The 17,933-nt window shown below is 69.3% G+C and carries 16 protein-coding genes and 1 riboswitch; of the genes, 11 read left to right on the top strand and 5 right to left on the bottom strand.

The window, feature by feature from the left end; translation table 11 throughout:
• The first annotated feature begins 62 nt into the window (after positions 1-62).
• The 8 genes from ACWD10_RS10770 to def all read left to right on the top strand — a co-directional run bounded on the left by ACWD10_RS10770 (position 63) and on the right by def (position 7,626).
• The gene (locus tag ACWD10_RS10770) at positions 63-878 is read left to right on the top strand and encodes an SOS response-associated peptidase (protein ID WP_451089214.1); all 816 of its coding nucleotides are present in this window, start codon (positions 63-65) and stop codon (positions 876-878) included.
• A gap of 36 nt (positions 879-914) precedes the next feature.
• Positions 915-1,571 carry an alpha/beta hydrolase family protein gene (locus tag ACWD10_RS10765; protein WP_451089212.1) on the top strand — a complete coding sequence of 219 codons (657 nt, stop codon included), beginning with the start codon at positions 915-917 and terminating at the stop codon, positions 1,569-1,571.
• A 282-nt stretch (positions 1,572-1,853) separates the two neighbouring features.
• Positions 1,854-2,525, top strand: coding sequence for a sigma-70 family RNA polymerase sigma factor (locus tag ACWD10_RS10760; protein WP_451089210.1), 672 nt, complete (start codon positions 1,854-1,856; stop codon positions 2,523-2,525).
• A complete protein-coding gene (rsrA, locus tag ACWD10_RS10755; RefSeq protein ID WP_451089208.1) occupies positions 2,522-2,845 on the top strand; it encodes a mycothiol system anti-sigma-R factor in 324 nt (107 codons plus the stop codon). The genes ACWD10_RS10760 and rsrA overlap by 4 nt, the downstream gene beginning before the upstream one ends.
• A 157-nt stretch (positions 2,846-3,002) precedes the next feature.
• On the top strand, positions 3,003-4,424 hold the full coding sequence (locus ACWD10_RS10750; protein WP_451089206.1) for an HD-GYP domain-containing protein: 1,422 nt from the start codon (positions 3,003-3,005) through the stop codon (positions 4,422-4,424).
• Positions 4,425-4,444: 20 nt separating this feature from the next.
• Positions 4,445-5,710: an HD-GYP domain-containing protein gene (locus ACWD10_RS10745; protein ID WP_451089204.1), complete on the top strand. Its 1,266-nt coding sequence runs from the start codon at positions 4,445-4,447 to the stop codon at positions 5,708-5,710.
• A 166-nt stretch (positions 5,711-5,876) separates the two neighbouring features.
• On the top strand, positions 5,877-6,860 hold the full coding sequence (locus tag ACWD10_RS10740) for a tetratricopeptide repeat protein (RefSeq protein ID WP_451089202.1): 984 nt from the start codon (positions 5,877-5,879) through the stop codon (positions 6,858-6,860).
• A gap of 106 nt (positions 6,861-6,966) precedes the next feature.
• Positions 6,967-7,626: a peptide deformylase gene (def, locus tag ACWD10_RS10735; protein WP_451089200.1), complete on the top strand. Its 660-nt coding sequence runs from the start codon at positions 6,967-6,969 to the stop codon at positions 7,624-7,626.
• Positions 7,627-7,674: 48 nt separating this feature from the next.
• Here def and ACWD10_RS10730 read toward each other — a convergent pair whose 3' ends face one another.
• The 5 genes from ACWD10_RS10730 to ACWD10_RS10710 form a co-directional block, all read right to left on the bottom strand.
• Positions 7,675-8,721 (bottom strand): ribonucleotide-diphosphate reductase subunit beta, encoded by a 1,047-nt coding sequence (locus tag ACWD10_RS10730; RefSeq protein ID WP_451089198.1) that lies wholly within the window; start codon positions 8,719-8,721, stop codon positions 7,675-7,677.
• A 2-nt stretch (positions 8,722-8,723) separates the two neighbouring features.
• Entirely contained in the window at positions 8,724-11,144 is a 2,421-nt protein-coding gene (locus tag ACWD10_RS10725) for a ribonucleoside-diphosphate reductase subunit alpha (RefSeq protein ID WP_451089196.1), read from the bottom strand.
• Positions 11,145-11,296: 152 nt separating this feature from the next.
• A riboswitch (cobalamin riboswitch) is annotated at positions 11,297-11,375 on the bottom strand.
• A gap of 216 nt (positions 11,376-11,591) precedes the next feature.
• Positions 11,592-13,214 (bottom strand): monocarboxylate uptake permease MctP, encoded by a 1,623-nt coding sequence (gene mctP, locus ACWD10_RS10720; RefSeq protein ID WP_451089194.1) that lies wholly within the window; start codon positions 13,212-13,214, stop codon positions 11,592-11,594.
• Positions 13,211-13,513, bottom strand: a complete 303-nt coding sequence (locus ACWD10_RS10715; protein WP_451089192.1) for a DUF3311 domain-containing protein — start codon at positions 13,511-13,513, stop codon at positions 13,211-13,213. Before ACWD10_RS10715 ends, mctP begins: the two co-directional genes overlap by 4 nt.
• A gap of 135 nt (positions 13,514-13,648) precedes the next feature.
• Positions 13,649-14,443 (bottom strand): GntR family transcriptional regulator, encoded by a 795-nt coding sequence (locus ACWD10_RS10710; protein WP_451089190.1) that lies wholly within the window; start codon positions 14,441-14,443, stop codon positions 13,649-13,651.
• Positions 14,444-14,727: 284 nt separating this feature from the next.
• Here ACWD10_RS10710 and ACWD10_RS10705 point away from each other — a divergent pair, with 284 nt between their 5' ends.
• The 3 genes from ACWD10_RS10705 to ACWD10_RS10695 are packed head-to-tail and all read left to right on the top strand — an operon-like array spanning position 14,728 to position 17,925.
• Positions 14,728-16,035 (top strand): sugar ABC transporter substrate-binding protein, encoded by a 1,308-nt coding sequence (locus tag ACWD10_RS10705; RefSeq protein WP_451089188.1) that lies wholly within the window; start codon positions 14,728-14,730, stop codon positions 16,033-16,035.
• Positions 16,036-16,039: 4 nt separating this feature from the next.
• Positions 16,040-17,065, top strand: coding sequence for a carbohydrate ABC transporter permease (locus ACWD10_RS10700; protein ID WP_451089186.1), 1,026 nt, complete (start codon positions 16,040-16,042; stop codon positions 17,063-17,065).
• Positions 17,062-17,925: a carbohydrate ABC transporter permease gene (locus tag ACWD10_RS10695; RefSeq protein ID WP_451089184.1), complete on the top strand. Its 864-nt coding sequence runs from the start codon at positions 17,062-17,064 to the stop codon at positions 17,923-17,925. The genes ACWD10_RS10700 and ACWD10_RS10695 overlap by 4 nt, the downstream gene beginning before the upstream one ends.
• Positions 17,926-17,933 lie beyond the last annotated feature (8 nt).

Here is a 17,933-nt window from a genome sequence, read left to right as displayed (position 1 = left end):
GGAAGGCACTCCCTGAGAGGGGTGGTGGTCGGGTGACGGGTGGGCCTGGCAGTGTGACACGTATGTGCGGACGGTATGCAGCGAGTCGTAGGCCCGAGGACCTCGCCGGAATCTTCGAGGTCGAGAAGTGGGAGCCCGAGGAGGCCCTGGAACCCGACTACAACGTCGCCCCGACCAAAGAGGTCTACGCGGTACTCGACCGCGCCTTGAAAGACGCCGACGACCCGCGTCCGGTTCGCCAGCTGCGGAAGCTCACCTGGGGCCTGGTGCCGTCGTGGGCGAAGTCACCCGAGGGCGGCGCCCGGATGATCAACGCGCGCGCCGAGACGGTGCACGAGAAGCCGTCCTACCGCAGGGCCTTCGCCACCCGGCGGTGCATCCTGCCCGCGGACGGCTATTACGAGTGGGTCACCGGGGTGGCCGAGCGGGACCTGGAGGTCGAGGGCAAGAAGAAGCGGCCGCGCAAGCAGCCGTACTTCGTGACCCCGGCCGACGGCTCGGTCTTCGCGATGGCCGGGCTCTTCGAGTTCTGGCGGGACCGGACGCTGCCGGACGACCACCCGCGGTCCTGGTGGGTGACCTGCTCCGTGATCACGACGGAGGCGGAGACCGGGCCGCTCGGGGTGGCCCCGGCCGAGGGCCCGCAGTCGCTCGCGGACATCCACCCGCGGATGCCGTTGATGCTCACGCCGGACCGCTGGGACGCGTGGCTGGACCCGCGGCGCACGGACGTGGCAGAGCTGCGCCCGCTGCTCGCCCCGCCGCCGGAGGGGCTCATGCGGGCGTACCCGGTGTCGACGGCGGTGAGCAACGTACAGAACAACGGCCCGGAGCTCCTGAAGGAGCTGGAGGGGCCGGAGGAGGGGACGTTGTTCTGAGCGGACCTTCTTCTGTAGCGGCGGCAGGATGGGGCTGTGAGCCAGACACAGAGCCAGACGGAAACCGAAACCGTAGAAACCCCCGCCGGTGACGCCCGCATCACCTGGCATCCGGCGGCCCGGCCCCGCCTCGTGCTCGCCGTCAGCCACGGCGCGGGCGGCGGCATCGAGGCCCGTGACCTGCGGGCCCTCGCCGCCGAGCTGCCGCAGCACGGCGTGACCGTCGCCCGCGTAGAGCAGCCCTGGCGGGTGGCCGGAAAGAAGGTGGCCCCCGCCCCGAAGACGCTCGACACCGGATGGCGCGCCCTCTGGCCCGCTCTGGAGCGGCCGGGGCTCCCGGTGATCTCCGGCGGCCGCAGCGCCGGGGCCCGCGTCGCCTGCCGCACCGCCACGGGACTCGGCGCCCACGCCGTGCTCGCCCTCAGCTTCCCGCTGCACCCGCCGGGCAAGCCGGAGAAGTCCCGCGCCGACGAACTGCTCGGCGCGGTCGACGCCGGGGTGCCCACGCTCGTCGTCCAGGGCGGCAACGACCCGTTCGGCAAGCCCGCGGAGTTCCCCGAAGGGGCGTACGAGCTGGTTGAGATTCCGTACGGCGATCATGGCTTCGCCGTACCGAAGCGCGCGGACATCGGGCAGGACGAGGCCGTCGACCTGATCGTCCGCGAGGTCACGGACTGGGTCCGGAAGCTCTAGCTCCGGGGCGCGCCAGGCCCGGGAATGCTGAGTACGGGACGGCTGTTGTGGATATCGGTAACAAACAGACGACGTCCGCAAGCATGCCAGTGAGAGGGAGTCCGCCCCATGGGTTCGACGATCTGCCCGAATCGCCCCAGCGCCGCTGTCAGTGCCGCTGACGAGTGGTCTGTGCTGGTCGCGGCGAAGACGGCGCCTATTCGGGCGGCGGGCGCCCCGACCACTCGACTATCCTCCGATTCGAACGGATCCGGTCTCGGATCCCGTACGTCGCTGGAGGAGGTGGGTCCGGTCACTGGGACCGACGAGGGCCGCGCGGATGACCACACGCAGTCGGCACAGGAGTCGGCTGCCGAGCGCAATGCCCGTTTTGAGCGCGACGCCCTTGAATACCTGGACCAGATGTATTCGGCCGCCCTGCGGATGACCCGCAATCCGGCGGACGCGGAGGACCTGGTGCAGGAGACGTATGCCAAGGCGTACGCGTCCTTCCACCAGTTCCGCGAGGGCACCAACCTCAAGGCGTGGCTGTACCGCATCCTCACCAACACCTTCATCAACTCGTACCGCAAGAAGCAGCGCGAGCCTCAGCGCAGTGCGGCCGACGAGATCGAGGACTGGCAGCTGGCGCGCGCCGAGTCGCACATGTCGACCGGTCTGCGCTCCGCCGAGTCGCAGGCGCTCGACCACCTGCCGGACTCGGACGTGAAGGCAGCCCTTCAGGCGATCCCCGAGGAGTTCCGCATCGCCGTCTATCTGGCCGATGTCGAGGGCTTTGCGTACAAGGAGATCGCGGACATCATGGGAACACCGATCGGTACGGTGATGTCCCGTCTCCACCGGGGCCGCCGTCAACTGCGCGGCATGCTCGAGGATTACGCCCGTGACCGTGGGCTGGTTCCTGCGGGCGCCGGAGAGTCGTCGACGAACGAAGCGAAAGGCTCGGGCTCATGAGCTGCGGAGAGCCGCACGAGACGGACTGCTCAGAGGTCCTGGACCATCTCTATGAGTTCCTTGACCACGAGATGCCCGACAGCGACTGCACCAAGTTCGAGCACCACTTCGAGGAGTGCTCTCCCTGCCTGGAGAAGTACGGACTCGAGCAGGCGGTCAAGAAGCTGGTCAAGCGGTGCTGCGGGCACGATGACGTGCCGGCGGACCTGCGGTCCAAGGTGATGGGCCGGATCGACCTGATCCGCTCCGGTCAGGCCGTTCCCGATCACGACGTCACCGCCGCACCCGCGGACGTCCCGGCTTCCGGCAAGGAAAGCTAACTTCACCCGAAGGTGCTAATCCGCGCCCGCGGAGGCCACCGAATCCGCCGATCCCCTCACCCGCCCCGGACGGCCGCTCTATTGTCCGGAGCCTGTACGGCCACACGAACGGCTGCGCAGGACAACAGAGCGTCGGAATCCGGGGGAGGAGAGGTCCATGCGGTCGGTTCCCCCGTGGGCCGTCGGCTGTATCGCCGGTGTCACGCTCGGCGCCGCTGCCTGTGCGCTGCCCGCGTTCACCCGGTCCGACCCGCCCACGCCCTGGGCGGCGGTCGCCCTGCTCGCCGTGCTCTACGCCGGGTGCGAGCAGCTCACCCGCTGCCGCTACCTCGGCGCCAAAGCCCCGCGCGGCATGGTCACCTTCTTCCCGGTGCTGCTCGCCGGGGTGTTCCTGCTGCCGCCCGCGGCCGCCGCGCTCGTGGCCGTGCCCGGGGCCGCGCTCGCCCGCGTGGAGCGGCGGCCGGTCGCGCCACGCCGCGTGTGGCGGGCCGCCCAGCTCGCGGTGGCCTGCTGGGTCGCGGCCACCGTCCATCACCGGTTCGGCGGCCGCGAGTTGCTGCGCGCGGGCACGCCGCCGGTGCCGGACTTTCCGTACGCCCTGGTGCCCGCCGGGGCCGCGATACTCGTCTTCTGCCTGACGCTCGCGGTGCTCGACGGCTGCATACTCGTCGCCGCCGAACGGGTGCCGGTACGGACCGCCTGGCGCGGCCTGCTCCTTCGCTCGCTCGCGCCGACCCTGGTGCACGGGCTCGCCGGGCTCATGATGGCCGTCCTGTGGCGCAGCCCGTACGGGCCGTTCGCGGCGCTCCTCGTGCTCCTTCCGATGTACATCTCGTGCTGGGTCTTCGCCCAGTACCACCGGGAGCGCGCCGCCCACCAGGCCACCATCCGCGCCCTCGTCCAGGCCGTCGACATCAAGGACGAGTACACCCGCGGCCACAGCGAACGCGTCGGTAAGGCGTCCGTGCTCATCGCCCGCGAACTGGGCATGCCGGACGAGCGCGTGGAGGTACTCCGGTTCGCCGGGATCCTGCACGACGTCGGCAAACTCGGCGTCCCCACCAGGCTGCTGCGCAAGGACGGGCCGCTCACCCCCGAGGAACGCCGGGTCATCGAGCTGCACCCCGAGTACGGCCACGAGATGGTGCGCGGCATCGGCTTCCTCGGCGAGGCCAGATCCGCGATCCTGCACCACCACGAGCGGCTCGACGGCAGCGGCTATCCGTACGGGCTCGCGGGGCGGCAGATCCCCGAGTTCGCCCGCGTCGTCGCGGTCGCCGACGCCTTCGACGCGATGACCTCGACCCGCTCGTACCGCCGCGCCCGGCCGGTCGAGGTGGCGCTCGCGGAGCTGAAGAAGTGTGCGGGGCGGCAGTTCGATCCGCAGATGGTGCGGGCGCTCGTCCGGGCGCTTGACCGCCAAGGGTGGCATCCGGCGGTTACGGCGGACGAGGGGGTGCCGGTGGCGGAGGTTCGCGGAAACGTCACGCCTCCGGCGGCTGCTCCCTCATCACCGACCGTCGGCTCGGGCGCCGAAGATCGCCCTGCGGGCTCGTCCTCCATCGCCGGACGGGCTTGATTTGGTGACGGGCGCAGCTCATGACGCGTAGGTCAGGCACAGCAACCCTCTTCGTGATCCACGGCAGCGCCGGACTCCTCGTCGCCGCGGCTCTCGGCCACACCCTCTGGTACGGCCTGGCGGAGCGTTCCGTCGCCTTGGCCTTCGGGCTGCTCATCGCCCTCGGAGAGCTCGCCCGTTGGGGTGCCCGCGGCTCCGCGGGAAGCGGGGAGCGCGAGCCCGCGCCGCTTGCCGCCGCCGGGGCGCTCGCGTACGCGCTGCTCGGTGAGAACGCCGGGCACGCGACCCACCACGGCGTGCTCCAGGTCGTCGCCGTCACCGTCGCCGGGATCCTGGTCGGTTCGGTGCCCCACGTCGCGCTCGGCCGGGCGCCCGGGCTCGATGCCCCGGCCCGCCGGGCCCTGACCGTCGGATTCGCCGCCGTCTGCTTCCAACCCCTGTACAACTCCGGCACGTTGGGCGAATGGGTGGGCCACGGCCCGTACTACGCGCTGTGGCTCGTCATCGTGCTCGCCCTCACCGCGCTCTGCGACGCCGTGCTCGCCGCCGCCACGGTGCGGGCCCGCACCGGCTGGCCGTTCGGGCCGCTGCTCCGCGACGAGCTGCGGGCCATGCGCGGCATCGGCTCCGCCGTCGGCGCGACCGGGGCCGTGATGGCGCTCGCGGTGGCCGTGGCCGGGCTGTGGGCGCTGCCGGTCTTCTCGCTGCCGCTGCTGCTCACGCAGCTGTCCTTCCGGCGGTACGGGACCGTGCGGACGACCTACCGGCAGACCATCACCTCGCTGGCCCGGGCCACCGAGATCGCCGGGTACACGCCGCCCGGTCACGCCCGCCGGGTCGCCGCGCTCAGCCGCGCCGTCGGCCGTGACCTGGGCCTGGCCGAGCCCGACCTGGACGTTCTGGAGTACGCCGCGCTGATGCACGACATCGGGCAGCTCTCCCTCGTGGACCCGGTGCCCGCGGGCGCCACCGCCACGCTGCCCGCCGCCGAGCAGCGGCGGATCGCCCTGCTCGGCGGCGCCGTGGTGCGGCAGACCGGGGTGCCGCCGGACGTCGCCGTGGTCGTGGAGCGGCAGGCCGATCCGTACCGTGACCAGCCGCTTCCGGCGCGCATTGTGCGTACCGCGAACGCATACGACGAGATGGCGCGGGGAGAAGGCCCGGGCGGGCCGCTCACCGCCCTGGAGCGGCTCCGCCTCGGCACCGGGCACGACTACCAGCCCGAGGTCGTCGAGGCGCTCGCCCGGGTCCTGTCCCGAGGCGGGCTCGCCACGGTCGGACCGTGACCGAAACCGGGCAGGAACTGGGGCGTCCCCCTTGTCCCGCTTGGGTAACCCATGGGTAATGAGCGGGCGTCCAACCAGGCATGGTTGGATGCGAAGTAAGACGTACGAACGACGCACCACGACGGAATTTGGCCGGTCGCACAGTTTGGGATCGCAGGCGGGAATCGTGAGGATCTTCGGCAAGGGACGGCACCGGCCCTCCGCCTCATGGCGGCAGGCGACCGACCGGGCGTTCACGCTCATCGGAGACGGCCGGTACGAGGACGCGGGCGCGCTCCTGACACGCGCGGCCGACCTCGAACCCTGGCTGTCCGAGTCCTGGTTCAACCTCGCGCTCCTGCACAAATTCCGGCACGACTGGGAGCAGGCGCGCGCCGCGGGCCTGCGCGCCGTCGCCCTGCTCGACCGCGAGACGGGCGCCCCGGACTGGTGGAACGTCGGCATCGCGGCCACCGCCCTGCAGGACTGGCCGCTCGCCCGCCGCGCCTGGCAGGCGTACGGCCTGCGGGTGCCGGGCGGCACCGCGGCCGCCACGGAGCCGCCGCTCGGCATGGAGCTCGGCAGCGCCGCGGTACGCCTTTCGCCGGAAGGCGAGGCCGAGGTGGTGTGGGGCCGCCGGCTCGACCCGGCCCGGATCGAGCTCCTGTCCATCCCGCTGCCGTCCTCCGGGCGCCGCTGGGGCGAGGTCGTGCTGCACGACGGCGTGCCGCACGGCGAACGGACCACGGCGGACGGCCAGTCGTACCCCGTCTTCGACGAGATCGAGCTCTGGGCGCCCTCGCCGGTGCCGACCTGGGTGGTGCTCCTGGAAGCCGCGACCGAGGACGACCGGGACGCCCTGGAGCAGCTGGCCGCGGACGCGGGCTTCGCCGCCGAGGACTGGTCGTCGTCCGTACGGCTGCTCTGCCGGATGTGCTCCGAGAGCCGGATGCCCAGCGACGAGGGCGACGGCGAACACCTCGACCCGCACGATCACAGTGAGCCGGGCCACCCCGGGCCGCTCGGGCACCGGAGCCCGGGTGCGCTGTGGGTGCCGGAGCGGGAGTGCGGGATCGCCGCGCCCGCGGGGCTTGTGCGGGGGCTGCTCGATGGGTGGGTGGCCGATAGTCCGGACTCGCGGGACTGGCGGGATCTCGAAGAGGTGTGCTGAGCCGGTTCCCGGGCCCGGCGGCCTTTCACCGGGCCGGGCGGCCTGTCAGCGCTGCCCCGTAGGCTGTACGCCAACACTTGCATGTTGAGGAAGGCATACGGCGGACATGGCGCAGCAGGACACTGAGCAGCAGGCAGCGGAGCTTTCGGCGGTACTGCCGGTCGATGACGAGGGTTTCGTCATCGACACCGAGGACTGTGAGGCGCGTGAGACGGCGTACCGCGAGCGCGGCACTTCCCGGCCGGTCACCGTCGTCGGCAACCCGGTCCTGCACAAGGAGTGCAAGGACGTCACGGAGTTCGGCGACGAGCTGGCCGCGCTGGTGGACGACATGTTCGCCAGTCAGCGCACCGCCGAGGGCGTGGGCCTGGCCGCCAACCAGATCGGCGTCGACCTGAAGGTCTTCGTCTACGACTGCCTGGACGACCAGGGCGTCCGGCACGTCGGCGTGGTCTGCAACCCGGTGCTCGAGGAGCTCCCCGCCGAGCAGCGCCGCCTCGACGACTCCGGCGAGGGCTGCCTGTCCGTCCCGACGGCGTACGCCCCGCTCGCCCGCCCCGACTACGCGGTGGTCAACGGGCAGGACGAGAAGGGCAACCCGATCAAGGTCCGCGGCACCGGCTACTTCGCGCGCTGCCTTCAGCACGAGACGGACCACCTGTACGGCTACCTGTACATCGACCGGCTCTCCAAGCGGGAGCGCAAGGACGCCCTCCGCCAGATGGCAGAGGGCACCCCGCGCTACCCGATCGTCGAGAACGACTGAGCCGATTCCGGGGAGGGAGGGCTCAGAACTCGACGTCAGGACTCGACGTCAGAACTCGTCGTCGAACGACACCGAGCCCTCCACCGCCACCTGGTACGCCGACGGCCGCCGCTCGAAGAAGTTCGTCAGCTCCTGCACGCCCTGCAGCTCCATGAAGGAGAACGGGTTCTCGGAGCCGTACACCGGCGCGAACCCGAGCCGCTGCAGCCGCTGGTCGGCGACGCACTCCAGGTACTGCCGCATCGACTCGGTGTTCATGCCGGGCAGCCCGTCGCCGCACAGGTCACGGGCGAACTGCAGCTCGGCCTCGACGGCCTCCTTGAGCATGTCGGTGACCTGCTGCTCGAGCGCGTCGTCGAAGAGCTCCGGCTCCTCCTTGCGCACGGTGTCGACGACGTCGAAGGCGAAGCTCATGTGCATCGTCTCGTCGCGGAACACCCAGTTCGTTCCGGTGGCCAGGCCGTGCAGCAGGCCGCGGGAGCGGAACCAGTAGACGTACGCGAAGGCCCCGTAGAAGAACAGGCCCTCGATGCACGCGGCGAAGCAGATCAGATTCAGCAGGAAGCGCCGCCGGTCCGCCTGTGATTCGAGCCGGTCGATCTCCTCGACCGAATCCATCCACTTGAAGCAGAACTCGGCCTTCTCGCGGATCGACGGAATGTTCTCGACGGCCGCGAAGGCGGCGGCGCGGTCCTCCGGGTCGGGCAGATAGGTGTCGAGCAGCGTCAGATAGAACTGCACGTGCACGGCCTCCTCGAAGAGCTGACGGCTCAAGTAGAGCCGCGCCTCGGGGGAGTTGATGTGCTTGTACAGCGTCAGGACCAGGTTGTTCGCGACGATCGAGTCACCGGTCGCGAAGAAGGCGACCAGGCGCCCGATGAGGTGCTGCTCGTTCGGCGACAGCTTGGCGAGGTCGGCGACGTCCGAGTGGAGGTCGACCTCCTCGACGGTCCAGGTGTTCTTGATGGCGTCCCGGTAACGCTCGTAGAAGTCCGGGTAGCGCATGGGGCGCAGCGTCAGCTCGAAGCCCGGGTCGAGCAAGTTTTTGGAAGTCACAGTCTTGGAAGTCACAGTCTTCGTCGTGGTGTCACTCATGGTTACTGGCAGGCCTCGCAGGACTCGGGGTTTTCCAGGGAGCAGGCGACGGCCTCTTCGGGCGCGGCCTGCGGCGGTACGGGGGCGGTGGCGCCGGAACCGGTACCGGAGCCTGAGCCGGAACCGGCGGCACGGGCGATGCGCGTCGCCGGGCGCGAGCGCAGGTAGTACGTCGTCTTCAGGCCCTGCTTCCAGGCGTACGCGTACATCGACGAGAGCTTGCCGATGGTGGGCGTCTCCAGGAACAGGTTCAGGGACTGCGCCTGGTCCAGATACGGGGTGCGGGCCGCCGCCATGTCGATGAGCCCGCGCTGCGGGATCTCCCACGCCGTGCGGTACAGCGCGCGGACCTCCTCCGGGATCCAACTCAGGCCCTGCACCGAGCCATTGGCCTCGCGCAGCGCCTCGCGGGTGCGCGCGTCCCACATGCCGAGCCGCTTGAGCTCCTCCACCAGGTACGCGTTGACCTGGAGGAACTCGCCGCTGAGCGTCTCGCGCTTGAAGAGGTTGGAGACCTGCGGCTCGATGCATTCGTACGCGCCCGCGATGGACGCGATGGTGGCCGTGGGCGCGATGGCGAGAAGCAGCGAGTTACGCATGCCGTGCGCGGCGATCCGCTCCCGCAGCGCCGCCCACCGCTCGGGCCAGTGCGGCGCTACACCGTAGTGATCCGGGTGCAGCACGCCGCGGGCCGTACGGGTCTTCTCCCAGGCGGGCAACGGGCCGTTGCGCTCGGCGAGTTCGGTGGACGCCTCGTACGCGGCGAGCATGATGCGCTCCGCGATACGGGTCGACAACGCACGTGCCTCGGGAGAGTCGAAGGGCAGCCGCAGCTTGAAGAAGACGTCCTGCAGGCCCATGGCGCCCAGACCGACCGGCCGCCAGCGGGAGTTGGAGCGCCCGGCCTGCTCGGTCGGGTAGAAGTTGATGTCCACGACCCGGTCGAGGAACGTCACGGCGGTGCGTACGGCGGCGTCGAGTCGCTCCCAGTGGATCTCTGCGGCCTCCGCGTCGACGAAGGCACCGAGATTGACCGACCCCAGATTGCAGACCGCGGTCTCGCCGTCGTCCGTGACCTCCAGGATCTCGGTGCAGAGGTTGGACGAGTGCACCGTGTGGCCGGGCTCGGCGGTCTGGTTGGCGGTGCGGTTGGCGGCGTCCTTGAACGTCATCCAGCCGTTGCCGGTCTGCGCGAGGGTGCGCATCATCCGGCCGTACAGGTCGCGGGCCGGGATGGTCTTGCGGGCGAGCCCCTTGGCCTCGGCCCGCTGGTAGGCGGCGTCGAACTCCTTGCCCCACAGGTCGACGAGTTCGGGCACATCGGAGGGCGAGAACAGCGACCAGTGCTGGTCGGCGGCGACGCGGCGCATGAACTCGTCCGGGATCCAGTGCGCGAGGTTCAGATTGTGGGTACGCCGGGCGTCCTCACCGGTGTTGTCCCGGAGCTCCAGGAACTCCTCGATGTCGGAGTGCCAGGTCTCCAGGTAGACGGCGGCCGCGCCCTTGCGCCGCCCGCCCTGATTGACCGCCGCCACCGACGCGTCGAGGGTCTTCAAGAACGGCACGATGCCGTTGGAGTGCCCGTTGGTGCCGCGGATCAGCGAACCCCGGGACCGGATCCGGGAGTACGAGAGTCCGATGCCACCGGCGTGCTTGGAGAGCCGGGCCACTTGGTGGTACCGGTCGTAAATGGAATCGAGCTCATCGAGCGGCGAGTCGAGCAGGTAGCAGCTGGACATCTGCGGATGCCGGGTACCGGAGTTGAACAGCGTCGGCGAGGACGGCAGGTAGTCGAGGCGGCTCATCAGACCGTACAGATCCGCGACCTCAGCTGTGCTGTCGGCGGACCGGCCGCTGTCATCGGCGGCGAGCCCGGCGGCCACGCGGAGCAGGAAGTGCTGCGGGGTCTCGATGACCTTACGGGTGTGCGGGTGGCGAAGCAGATAGCGGCTGTGCAGGGTGCGCAGGCCGAAGTAGCCGAAGCGGTCGTCGGCGGCGGGGTCGATCAGGTCGTCGAGCCGGGCACTGTGCAGGCGTACGAACTCGGCGGTGCGGTCGGCGATCAGGCCCTGGCGGTGGCCGACGGCGACCGAGCCGGAGAAGCTGGTGACCCCCTGGGACGCGGCCTCGTCGGCGATGGAGCGGGTCAGCAGCCGGGCGGCGAGCCGCGAGTACGCGGGGTCCTCGGAGATCAGGCCCGCGGCCGCCTCGGTGGCCAGGTCGCGCAGTTCGGCCTCGTCCGACCCGGCATGGCGGCCGCGCAGCGCGGCGGCGGCGACCCGGCCGGGGTCGGTGTCGGGGAGGTCGGCGGTGAGGTCGGTCAGGGTCCGCAGCAACGCGGTTCCCGGCTGGTCCTCGGCGGCCCGGTTCTCAGAGGCCCGGTCGGCCTGTCGTGAGACGGGATCCGCTGGCGCGATGGTCACGTGGAGCACTCCCTCGCTCGGCTCGGGGCCTTGCGGGGGCGGCAGTCACGGTTGTACGCGGCCGGGCAGGCGGCGTTCCGCGTCCACCGGCCCATTCCGCGAGGCCCGGACGTCATCGGCACCCGGCCGGTCGGCACGGGCGCGCTGCGGCAGGTCATCGGACTCGCGGGCACGCGCAATTACGTACACACATACCGTTGCGGGACAGTTCCGGATTCGCACCGGATTCCCCTGCGGTGACAGCGAGGTAGAGCATACATCTTGTGGTGACGTCCGGTGACACCCCCACATCTTGTGTCGGCGCCTTACCGGAAGCCCGGCCGTGCAGCGGCCCGGAAGCGGCCCGGCCCGGCAGCGGCAACGGCGACGGGCCGCCGGATTTCCCGACGGCCCGTCACTTACGCTGCGGTGCACGGCAGGTCCTGGTGCCCTGGCGTACGGCAGGACCTAGTGCCCCACACCCACCTTCGGCAGCTCGGTCGCCACGCCCTTGTCGCCCCGGTCGGCCGTGTAGTCCTCCGGCTTCGTCTCGTCGACGCCCTCGGGGGCCTTGACGGCCTTCAGGACGAAGGTGAGGACCACCACCACCACCGCGTTCAGGACGAACGCGGTCAGGCCGATGTAGCCGATCTCGCCGATGCCGGGGATCGCGGCGGAGGAGCCGCCGAAGTGCTTCTGCGTCGGCGAGGCGACGTTGTACGCCGCGATCGTGCCGTACAGCATGCCGACCGCCCAGCCGCCGAGCAGCGCCCAGCGGTGGAACCAGCGGGTGAACAGGCCGCCGACCAGGGCCGGGAAGGTCTGCAGGATCCAGATGCCGCCCAGGAGCTGGAAGTTGATCGCGACGGTCTTGTCCATCGTCAGGACGAAGGCGAGCGCGCCCACCTTCACCAGGAGCGAGACCAGCTTGGAGACCTTGGTCTCCTGCTCCGGTGTCGCGTCCGGCTTGAGGAAGTCCTTGTAGATGTTCCGCGTGAACAGGTTGGCCGCCGCGATGGACATGATCGCGGCAGGCACCAGGGCGCCGATGCCGATCGCCGCGAAGGCCACACCCGTGAACCAGTCCGGGAACATGTTCTCGAACAGCTGCGGGATCGCCAACTGGCCGTTCTCGACGGAGATTCCGGCCGCGATCGCCATGAAGCCGAGCAGCGCGAGCAGGCCCAGCATCACCGAGTACAGCGGAAGAATCGTGGTGTTGCGGCGGATCACGTTGCGGCTGCTCGATGAGAGCGTCGCCGTGATCGAGTGCGGGTACATGAACAGGGCGAGCGCCGAGCCGAACGCCAGGGTGGCGTAGCCCCAATGACTGCCCTCCGGGGGAATCAGCCCGCCGCTGCCCGACTTGCTGAACTTGTCGCTCGCCGCGGCGAAGATGTCGTCGAAGCCGCCCAACTTGATCGGGATGTAGATGATCGCGACGGCGATGACCAGATAGATCAGGCCATCCTTGACGAACGCGATCAGCGCGGGTGCGCGCAGCCCCGAGGAGTAGGTGTACGCGGCGAGCACCGCGAAGGCGATCAGGAGCGGCAGGTCCTTGATGAACCAGTTGGTGTCGTCACCGCCGCCGATGCCCAGGACGTCCAGGACGGCCTGGATGCCGACGAGTTGGAGCGCGATGTACGGCATCGTGGCGAGGATGCCGGTGCCCGCGACGGCGAGCGAGAGCCCCTTGGAGCCGAACCGACCGCGCACGAAGTCCGAGGTCGTCACGTATCCGTGCTTGTGCGAGACGGACCACAGGCGGGGCAGGAAGGTGAAGATCAGCGGGTAGACGAGGATCGTGTACGGCACCGCGAAGAAGCCGGCCGCGCCCGCCGCGTAGATCGCTGCCGGTACGGCGACGAAGGTGTACGCGGTGTACAGGTCGCCGCCGAGCAGGAACCAGGTGACCCAGGTGCCGAACGACCGGCCGCCCAGGCCCCATTCGTCCAGGCTCTGGTCGTTCTCGGCCTTGCGCCAGCGCGCGGCCATGAAGCCCATGACCGTGACGAGGACGAAGAAGAAGACGAAGACGGCGAGCGCGACGACGTTCACGCCGCCGCCTCCCGCTGCGAGTTCGGTCATCGGTCTGTGTCCCCCCGGCCCTGCCGTACCACTCGGTCCTGCCGTGCCTCGGCCGCCGCGGCCTTACGGGCGCGCTGGTCACGCTGCCACAGCTGGTACGCGATGATCGTGAGCGTCGTGGAGATGACGACCCACAGCATCTGGTACCAGTAGAAGAAGGGGATGCCGATGAACACCGGCTCGGCCTTCGCGTACGAACTCACCCAGAGCATCGCCACGAATGGCGCCACCAGGCAGAAGGCGATGATCACGCGAACCGGCGTGATCGCCGGTCTGCTCACTTCGGGCGCATCTGGCATGCGGCGGCTCCGATCCCCTCGCAGGCCCGTGGGCTCCGCGTATCCGACATGTAATGGCCGGAAATCTAAGCGAGAGTCTCGGGCTACGGAACCCCTGTCCGCATAACGGAAACAGCAAGGGCAACTGAGGGAGCGTCAGCCCTCGGGCCGCTGCAACCGCGCCACGAACTTGTACCGGTCGCCCCGGTACACCGACCGCACCCACTCCACCGGCTCGCCCTCGGCGTCCAGCGAGTGCCGGGAGAGCATCAGCATCGGCAGGCCGACGTCGGTGCCGAGCAGGCCCGCCTCCCGGGGCGTGGCCAGGGATGTCTCGATGGTCTCCTCGGCCTCGGCGAGCCGGACGTCGTACACCTCGGCGAGTGCGGTGTAGAGCGAGCTGTACTTGACCAGGCTGCGGCGCAGCGCCGGGAATCGCTTGGCGGACAGATGCGTGGTCTCGATCGCCATCGGCTCCCCGCTGGCGAGCCGGAGCCGCTCGATCCGCAGCACCCGGCCGCCGGTCGCGATGTCCAGGAGCCCGGCGAGCCGGTCGTCGGCGGTGATGTACCCGATGTCGAGCAGCTGCGAGGTGGGCTCGAGGCCCTGGGCGCGCATGTCCTCGGTGTACGAGGTGAGCTGGAGCGCCTGCGAGACCTTGGGCTTGGCCACGAAGGTGCCCTTGCCCTGGATCCGCTCCAGGCGCCCCTCCACGACCAGCTCCTGGAGGGCCTGGCGCACGGTGGTCCGTGAGGTGTCGAACTCGGCGGCGAGGGTCCGCTCCGGCGGCACCGGGGTGCCCGGCGGCAGCGTCTCCGTCATGTCGAGGAGGTGCTTCTTCAGGCGGTAGTACTTGGGCACGCGCGCGGTGCGGCCGGTGCTCGGCGAGTCGGGCGAGGCGGTCGAGGTGGCGTCCGTCTCGGTGGCCGTGCTGCCCGCTTCGGTGCCCATGCTCCGCCTTCCCGGCTCTTGCGTCGCTGCCGTCACCGGCTCCTTCGGTCTCTGTCTCTTATACACCGAGCGACCCCAGTCTGGTCTAGTCCACCGCGGCCGAGGCTCCTTCCGGATGCGTTCCTACTCCGTTCAGGAGGCCCAACTGCCGCCTCTGCGGGGAGATGTCGTTCGGATAACGGATCCGGGCGACCCCGTCACGGTTCCCTTGACAGCCCTAAAGGTCTAGGCCAAGCTCCCCGTACTGGTCCAGACCATTAGTGGCCAGGTCGAGGAGGGGTGACATGAAGCGCAAGCTCATAGCGGCCGTCGGAGTCGCCGCCGCGATGGCGATGGTCACGGCGTGCGGGGGTGGGGGGAGCGACAACTCCGCCAAGGACCCGAAGGACCGCGACGACACACTCACGGTCTGGCTGATGGTGGACGCCCAGACCAGCTGGCCGGAGCTGGTCAAGGACGTCAACGCCCAGTTCAAGAAGAAATACCCCAAGGTCACCGTCAAGGTGCAGTACCAGCAGTGGGCCGACAAGGCCAAGAAGCTGGACACCGCGCTCGGCGGCGACAAGTTCCCCGACGTCGTGGAGCTCGGCAACACCGAGACCCAGCAGTACATCCTCAACGGGGCGCTCGCCGAGATCGACCCCAAGAAGTACGACAACTCCGACACCTGGATCCAGGGCCTCAAGGACACCTGCACCTTCGAGGGCAAGCAGTACTGCGTGCCCTACTACGCCGGCGCCCGCGTCGCCGTCTACAACAAGGACATGCTCAAGAAGGGCACCGGCAGCGACGAACTCCCCTCCACCGAGGCCGAGTTGCTCAAGGCGATGGACAAGGTCCAGGCCGAGTACGGCGCCAAGGACAAACGCTTCTCGTCGCTCTATCTGCCCGGCCGCTACTGGTACGCCGCCATGTCGTACGTCACCGCGTACGGCGGCGAGATCGCCACGTACGACGAGAACGCCAAGGAATGGAAGGCCGCGCTCTCCACGCCCGCGGCGAAGAAGGGCATCAAGCACTTCACCGACCTGGTCAAGAAGTACAACAACGGCGACGTGACCAAGGACGAGCTCGACCACGCCAACGTCATGGCCAACGAGAAGGCCGGACTCATCTACGGCAACGGCTGGGAAGCGAGCGTCGTCACCGACGCCAAGAGCGGCAAGGGCAACCCCAAGCTCAAGGACAAGATCGGCGTCGCCGCCATGCCGGGCCCGAACGGCAAGACACTGCCCTCCTTCATCGGCGGCAGCGACCTCGCGGTCACCAGCAAGTCCCAGGTGGCCGACCTGGGCGAGGAGTGGATCTCCCTCTTCACCAGCGCCAAGTCCCAGGAAGTCCTGGCTTCCAAGGACATCCTGCCGAACAACACCAAGCAGCTCGAACCGCTGAAGAAGAAGCCCGAGACGGCCCCCATCGCCAACGCGGTGCCGAACGCCTGGTTCACCCCGATCGCCCCCGGCTGGACCTCGATCGAGAAGGAGGAGGTCCTGGAGAACATGCTCCTCGACATCCTCAAGGGCGACTCGGTCGACGCGGCCACCAAGAAGGCCGACGCGAAGATCAACGAGCTGATCAACAAGGAGTCCTGAGCACGTGAGCGCCGCCGACACCCGGTCCTCCGGCGCGCGGCTCCCCGCGCCGCGCGCCCCGGAGGCCACCGGGAAAGAGCCGACCCGGGGGACCGCGTCGCCGTCCGGAAGCGCCGGTTCCGGCGGCGCGCGGCGGCGGAAGAAGGGCGCGCTCCTGCCGTACCTCCTGATCCTGCCGGCCCTCGTGGCGATCGCCGCGGTCTACGCCTATCCGCTGGTCAAGACCGTGATCATGTCGTTCCAGGACATGGGCAGACGGGAGTTGTGGACCGGCGAGCCCGCGCCCTGGGTAGGGCTTGAGCAGTTCACCCACATCCTCGGCGACCCCGAGTTCTGGTCGGTCACCGCCCGCACCGTCGGCTTCATGGCCGTCTGCGTCGTACTGACCATGGGTGCGGGCCTGCTCATCGCCCTGCTGATGCAGCGGGTGGCCACCGGGGTGCGGCTCGCCCTCACGGCGACCCTGATCGCCGCCTGGTCACTGCCGCTGCTCGTCGCCTCCTCCATCTTCCGCTGGCTCTCCGACTCCGACTACGGCCTGATCAACACCCTGATCGCCAAGGTGGCCGGGGAGGACTTCCTCGGGCACAACTGGTTCCTCGACCCGTGGCAGGGCTTCGGCGTGATCACCGCCCTGGTCGTCTGGGGCGCCATTCCGTTCGTCGTCATCACGCTGTACGCCGCGCTCACCCAGGTCCCCCGCGAACTGGAGGAAGCGGCCGCGCTCGACGGGGCCTCGGCCTACGGCGTCTACCGGTACGTGACCTGGCCGGTCATCAAGCCCGTCTTCACCATGGTCGCCACGCTCTCGGTGATCTGGGACTTCAACGTCTTCGGCCAGATCTGGCTGCTCCGCGGCAACAAGCCGGAGCCGGAGTACGAGACCCTCGGCCTCTACTCCTTCTCCAAGGCGTTCGAGTCCACCTCCTTCAGCCAGGGCACCGCCATCGCCCTCATCACCGTCCTGCTGCTCTCCGGTGTGGCCGTGTACTACCTGCGTCAGCTGATCAAGACAGGAGAGGTCGAGTGAGCGCCACCAGGGCCACCAGAGTGAGCGCCACCAGGGCCACCAGGAAGAACCGGCTCGGTTACAACATCCTCGGCCTCGCCGTCACCGTCGTGATGGCCTTCCCGGTCTACTGGCTGGTGGTCAGCGCACTGCGCCCCAACCACGAGATCCGCTCGTACGACCAGACCCTGTGGCCGTCCTCGATCACCTTCGACAACTTCCAACGGGCCGTGAACCAGCCCAACTTCACCACCGCGATCCAGTCCAGCCTCATCGTGGCGATCTCGGCGGTGCTCGGCGGCATGGTGATCGCCACCCTGGCGGCGCTCGCCATCGGACGGTTCCGCTTCTTCGGCCGCAAGCCGCTCCTGATGGTCCTCATCCTGGTCCAGATGCTGCCGCCGACCGCGATGCTCATCCCGATCTACACCCAGCTCAACGCCATGGGCGGACTCAACGAGTACTGGGGCCTGATCGTCGTCTATCTGGTCTCGACGCTTCCGTTCGCGGTGGTGATGATCCGCGGCTTCGTGGTCAACATCCCGGTGGAGCTCGAGGAGTCCGCGATGGTCGACGGCTGCACCCGGATGGGGGCCTTCCGCCGGGTCATCTTCCCGCTGCTCGCGCCCGGCCTGGCCGCGGCGTCGATCTTCGCCCTGGTGAACGCGTGGAACGAGTACTTGTTCGCGTACATCCTGATGAACGACAACGACAAGTACACACTGAACGTGTGGCTGATGACGTTCACCACCGAGCAGGGGACCGACTACGGCGCCCTGATGGCCGCCTCCACGCTGATCGCAATCCCGGTGGTGATCTTCTTCATGGTCATTCAGAAGAAGATGGCCACGGGCCTCACCTCCGGCGCCGTGAAGGGATAACCCGCCCC

The sequence above is a fragment of the Streptomyces sp. NPDC002851 genome (genome assembly GCF_053591935.1).
The sequence above is the reverse complement of the archived record's forward strand: the minus strand, read 5'-3'. Positions and strand labels throughout refer to the sequence as shown.

Coding starts and splice junctions, on each gene's coding strand:
- ACWD10_RS10770 (WP_451089214.1), top strand. CDS start 63: ATGTGCGGACGGTATGCAGCGAGTCGTAGGCCCGAGGACCTCGCCGGA.
- ACWD10_RS10705 (WP_451089188.1), top strand. CDS start 14,728: ATGAAGCGCAAGCTCATAGCGGCCGTCGGAGTCGCCGCCGCGATGGCG.
- ACWD10_RS10750 (WP_451089206.1), top strand. CDS start 3,003: ATGCGGTCGGTTCCCCCGTGGGCCGTCGGCTGTATCGCCGGTGTCACG.
- ACWD10_RS10745 (WP_451089204.1), top strand. CDS start 4,445: ATGACGCGTAGGTCAGGCACAGCAACCCTCTTCGTGATCCACGGCAGC.
- ACWD10_RS10710 (WP_451089190.1), bottom strand. CDS start 14,443: ATGGGCACCGAAGCGGGCAGCACGGCCACCGAGACGGACGCCACCTCG.
- mctP (WP_451089194.1), bottom strand. CDS start 13,214: ATGACCGAACTCGCAGCGGGAGGCGGCGGCGTGAACGTCGTCGCGCTC.
- rsrA (WP_451089208.1), top strand. CDS start 2,522: ATGAGCTGCGGAGAGCCGCACGAGACGGACTGCTCAGAGGTCCTGGAC.
- ACWD10_RS10730 (WP_451089198.1), bottom strand. CDS start 8,721: ATGAGTGACACCACGACGAAGACTGTGACTTCCAAGACTGTGACTTCC.
- def (WP_451089200.1), top strand. CDS start 6,967: ATGGCGCAGCAGGACACTGAGCAGCAGGCAGCGGAGCTTTCGGCGGTA.
- ACWD10_RS10715 (WP_451089192.1), bottom strand. CDS start 13,513: ATGCCAGATGCGCCCGAAGTGAGCAGACCGGCGATCACGCCGGTTCGC.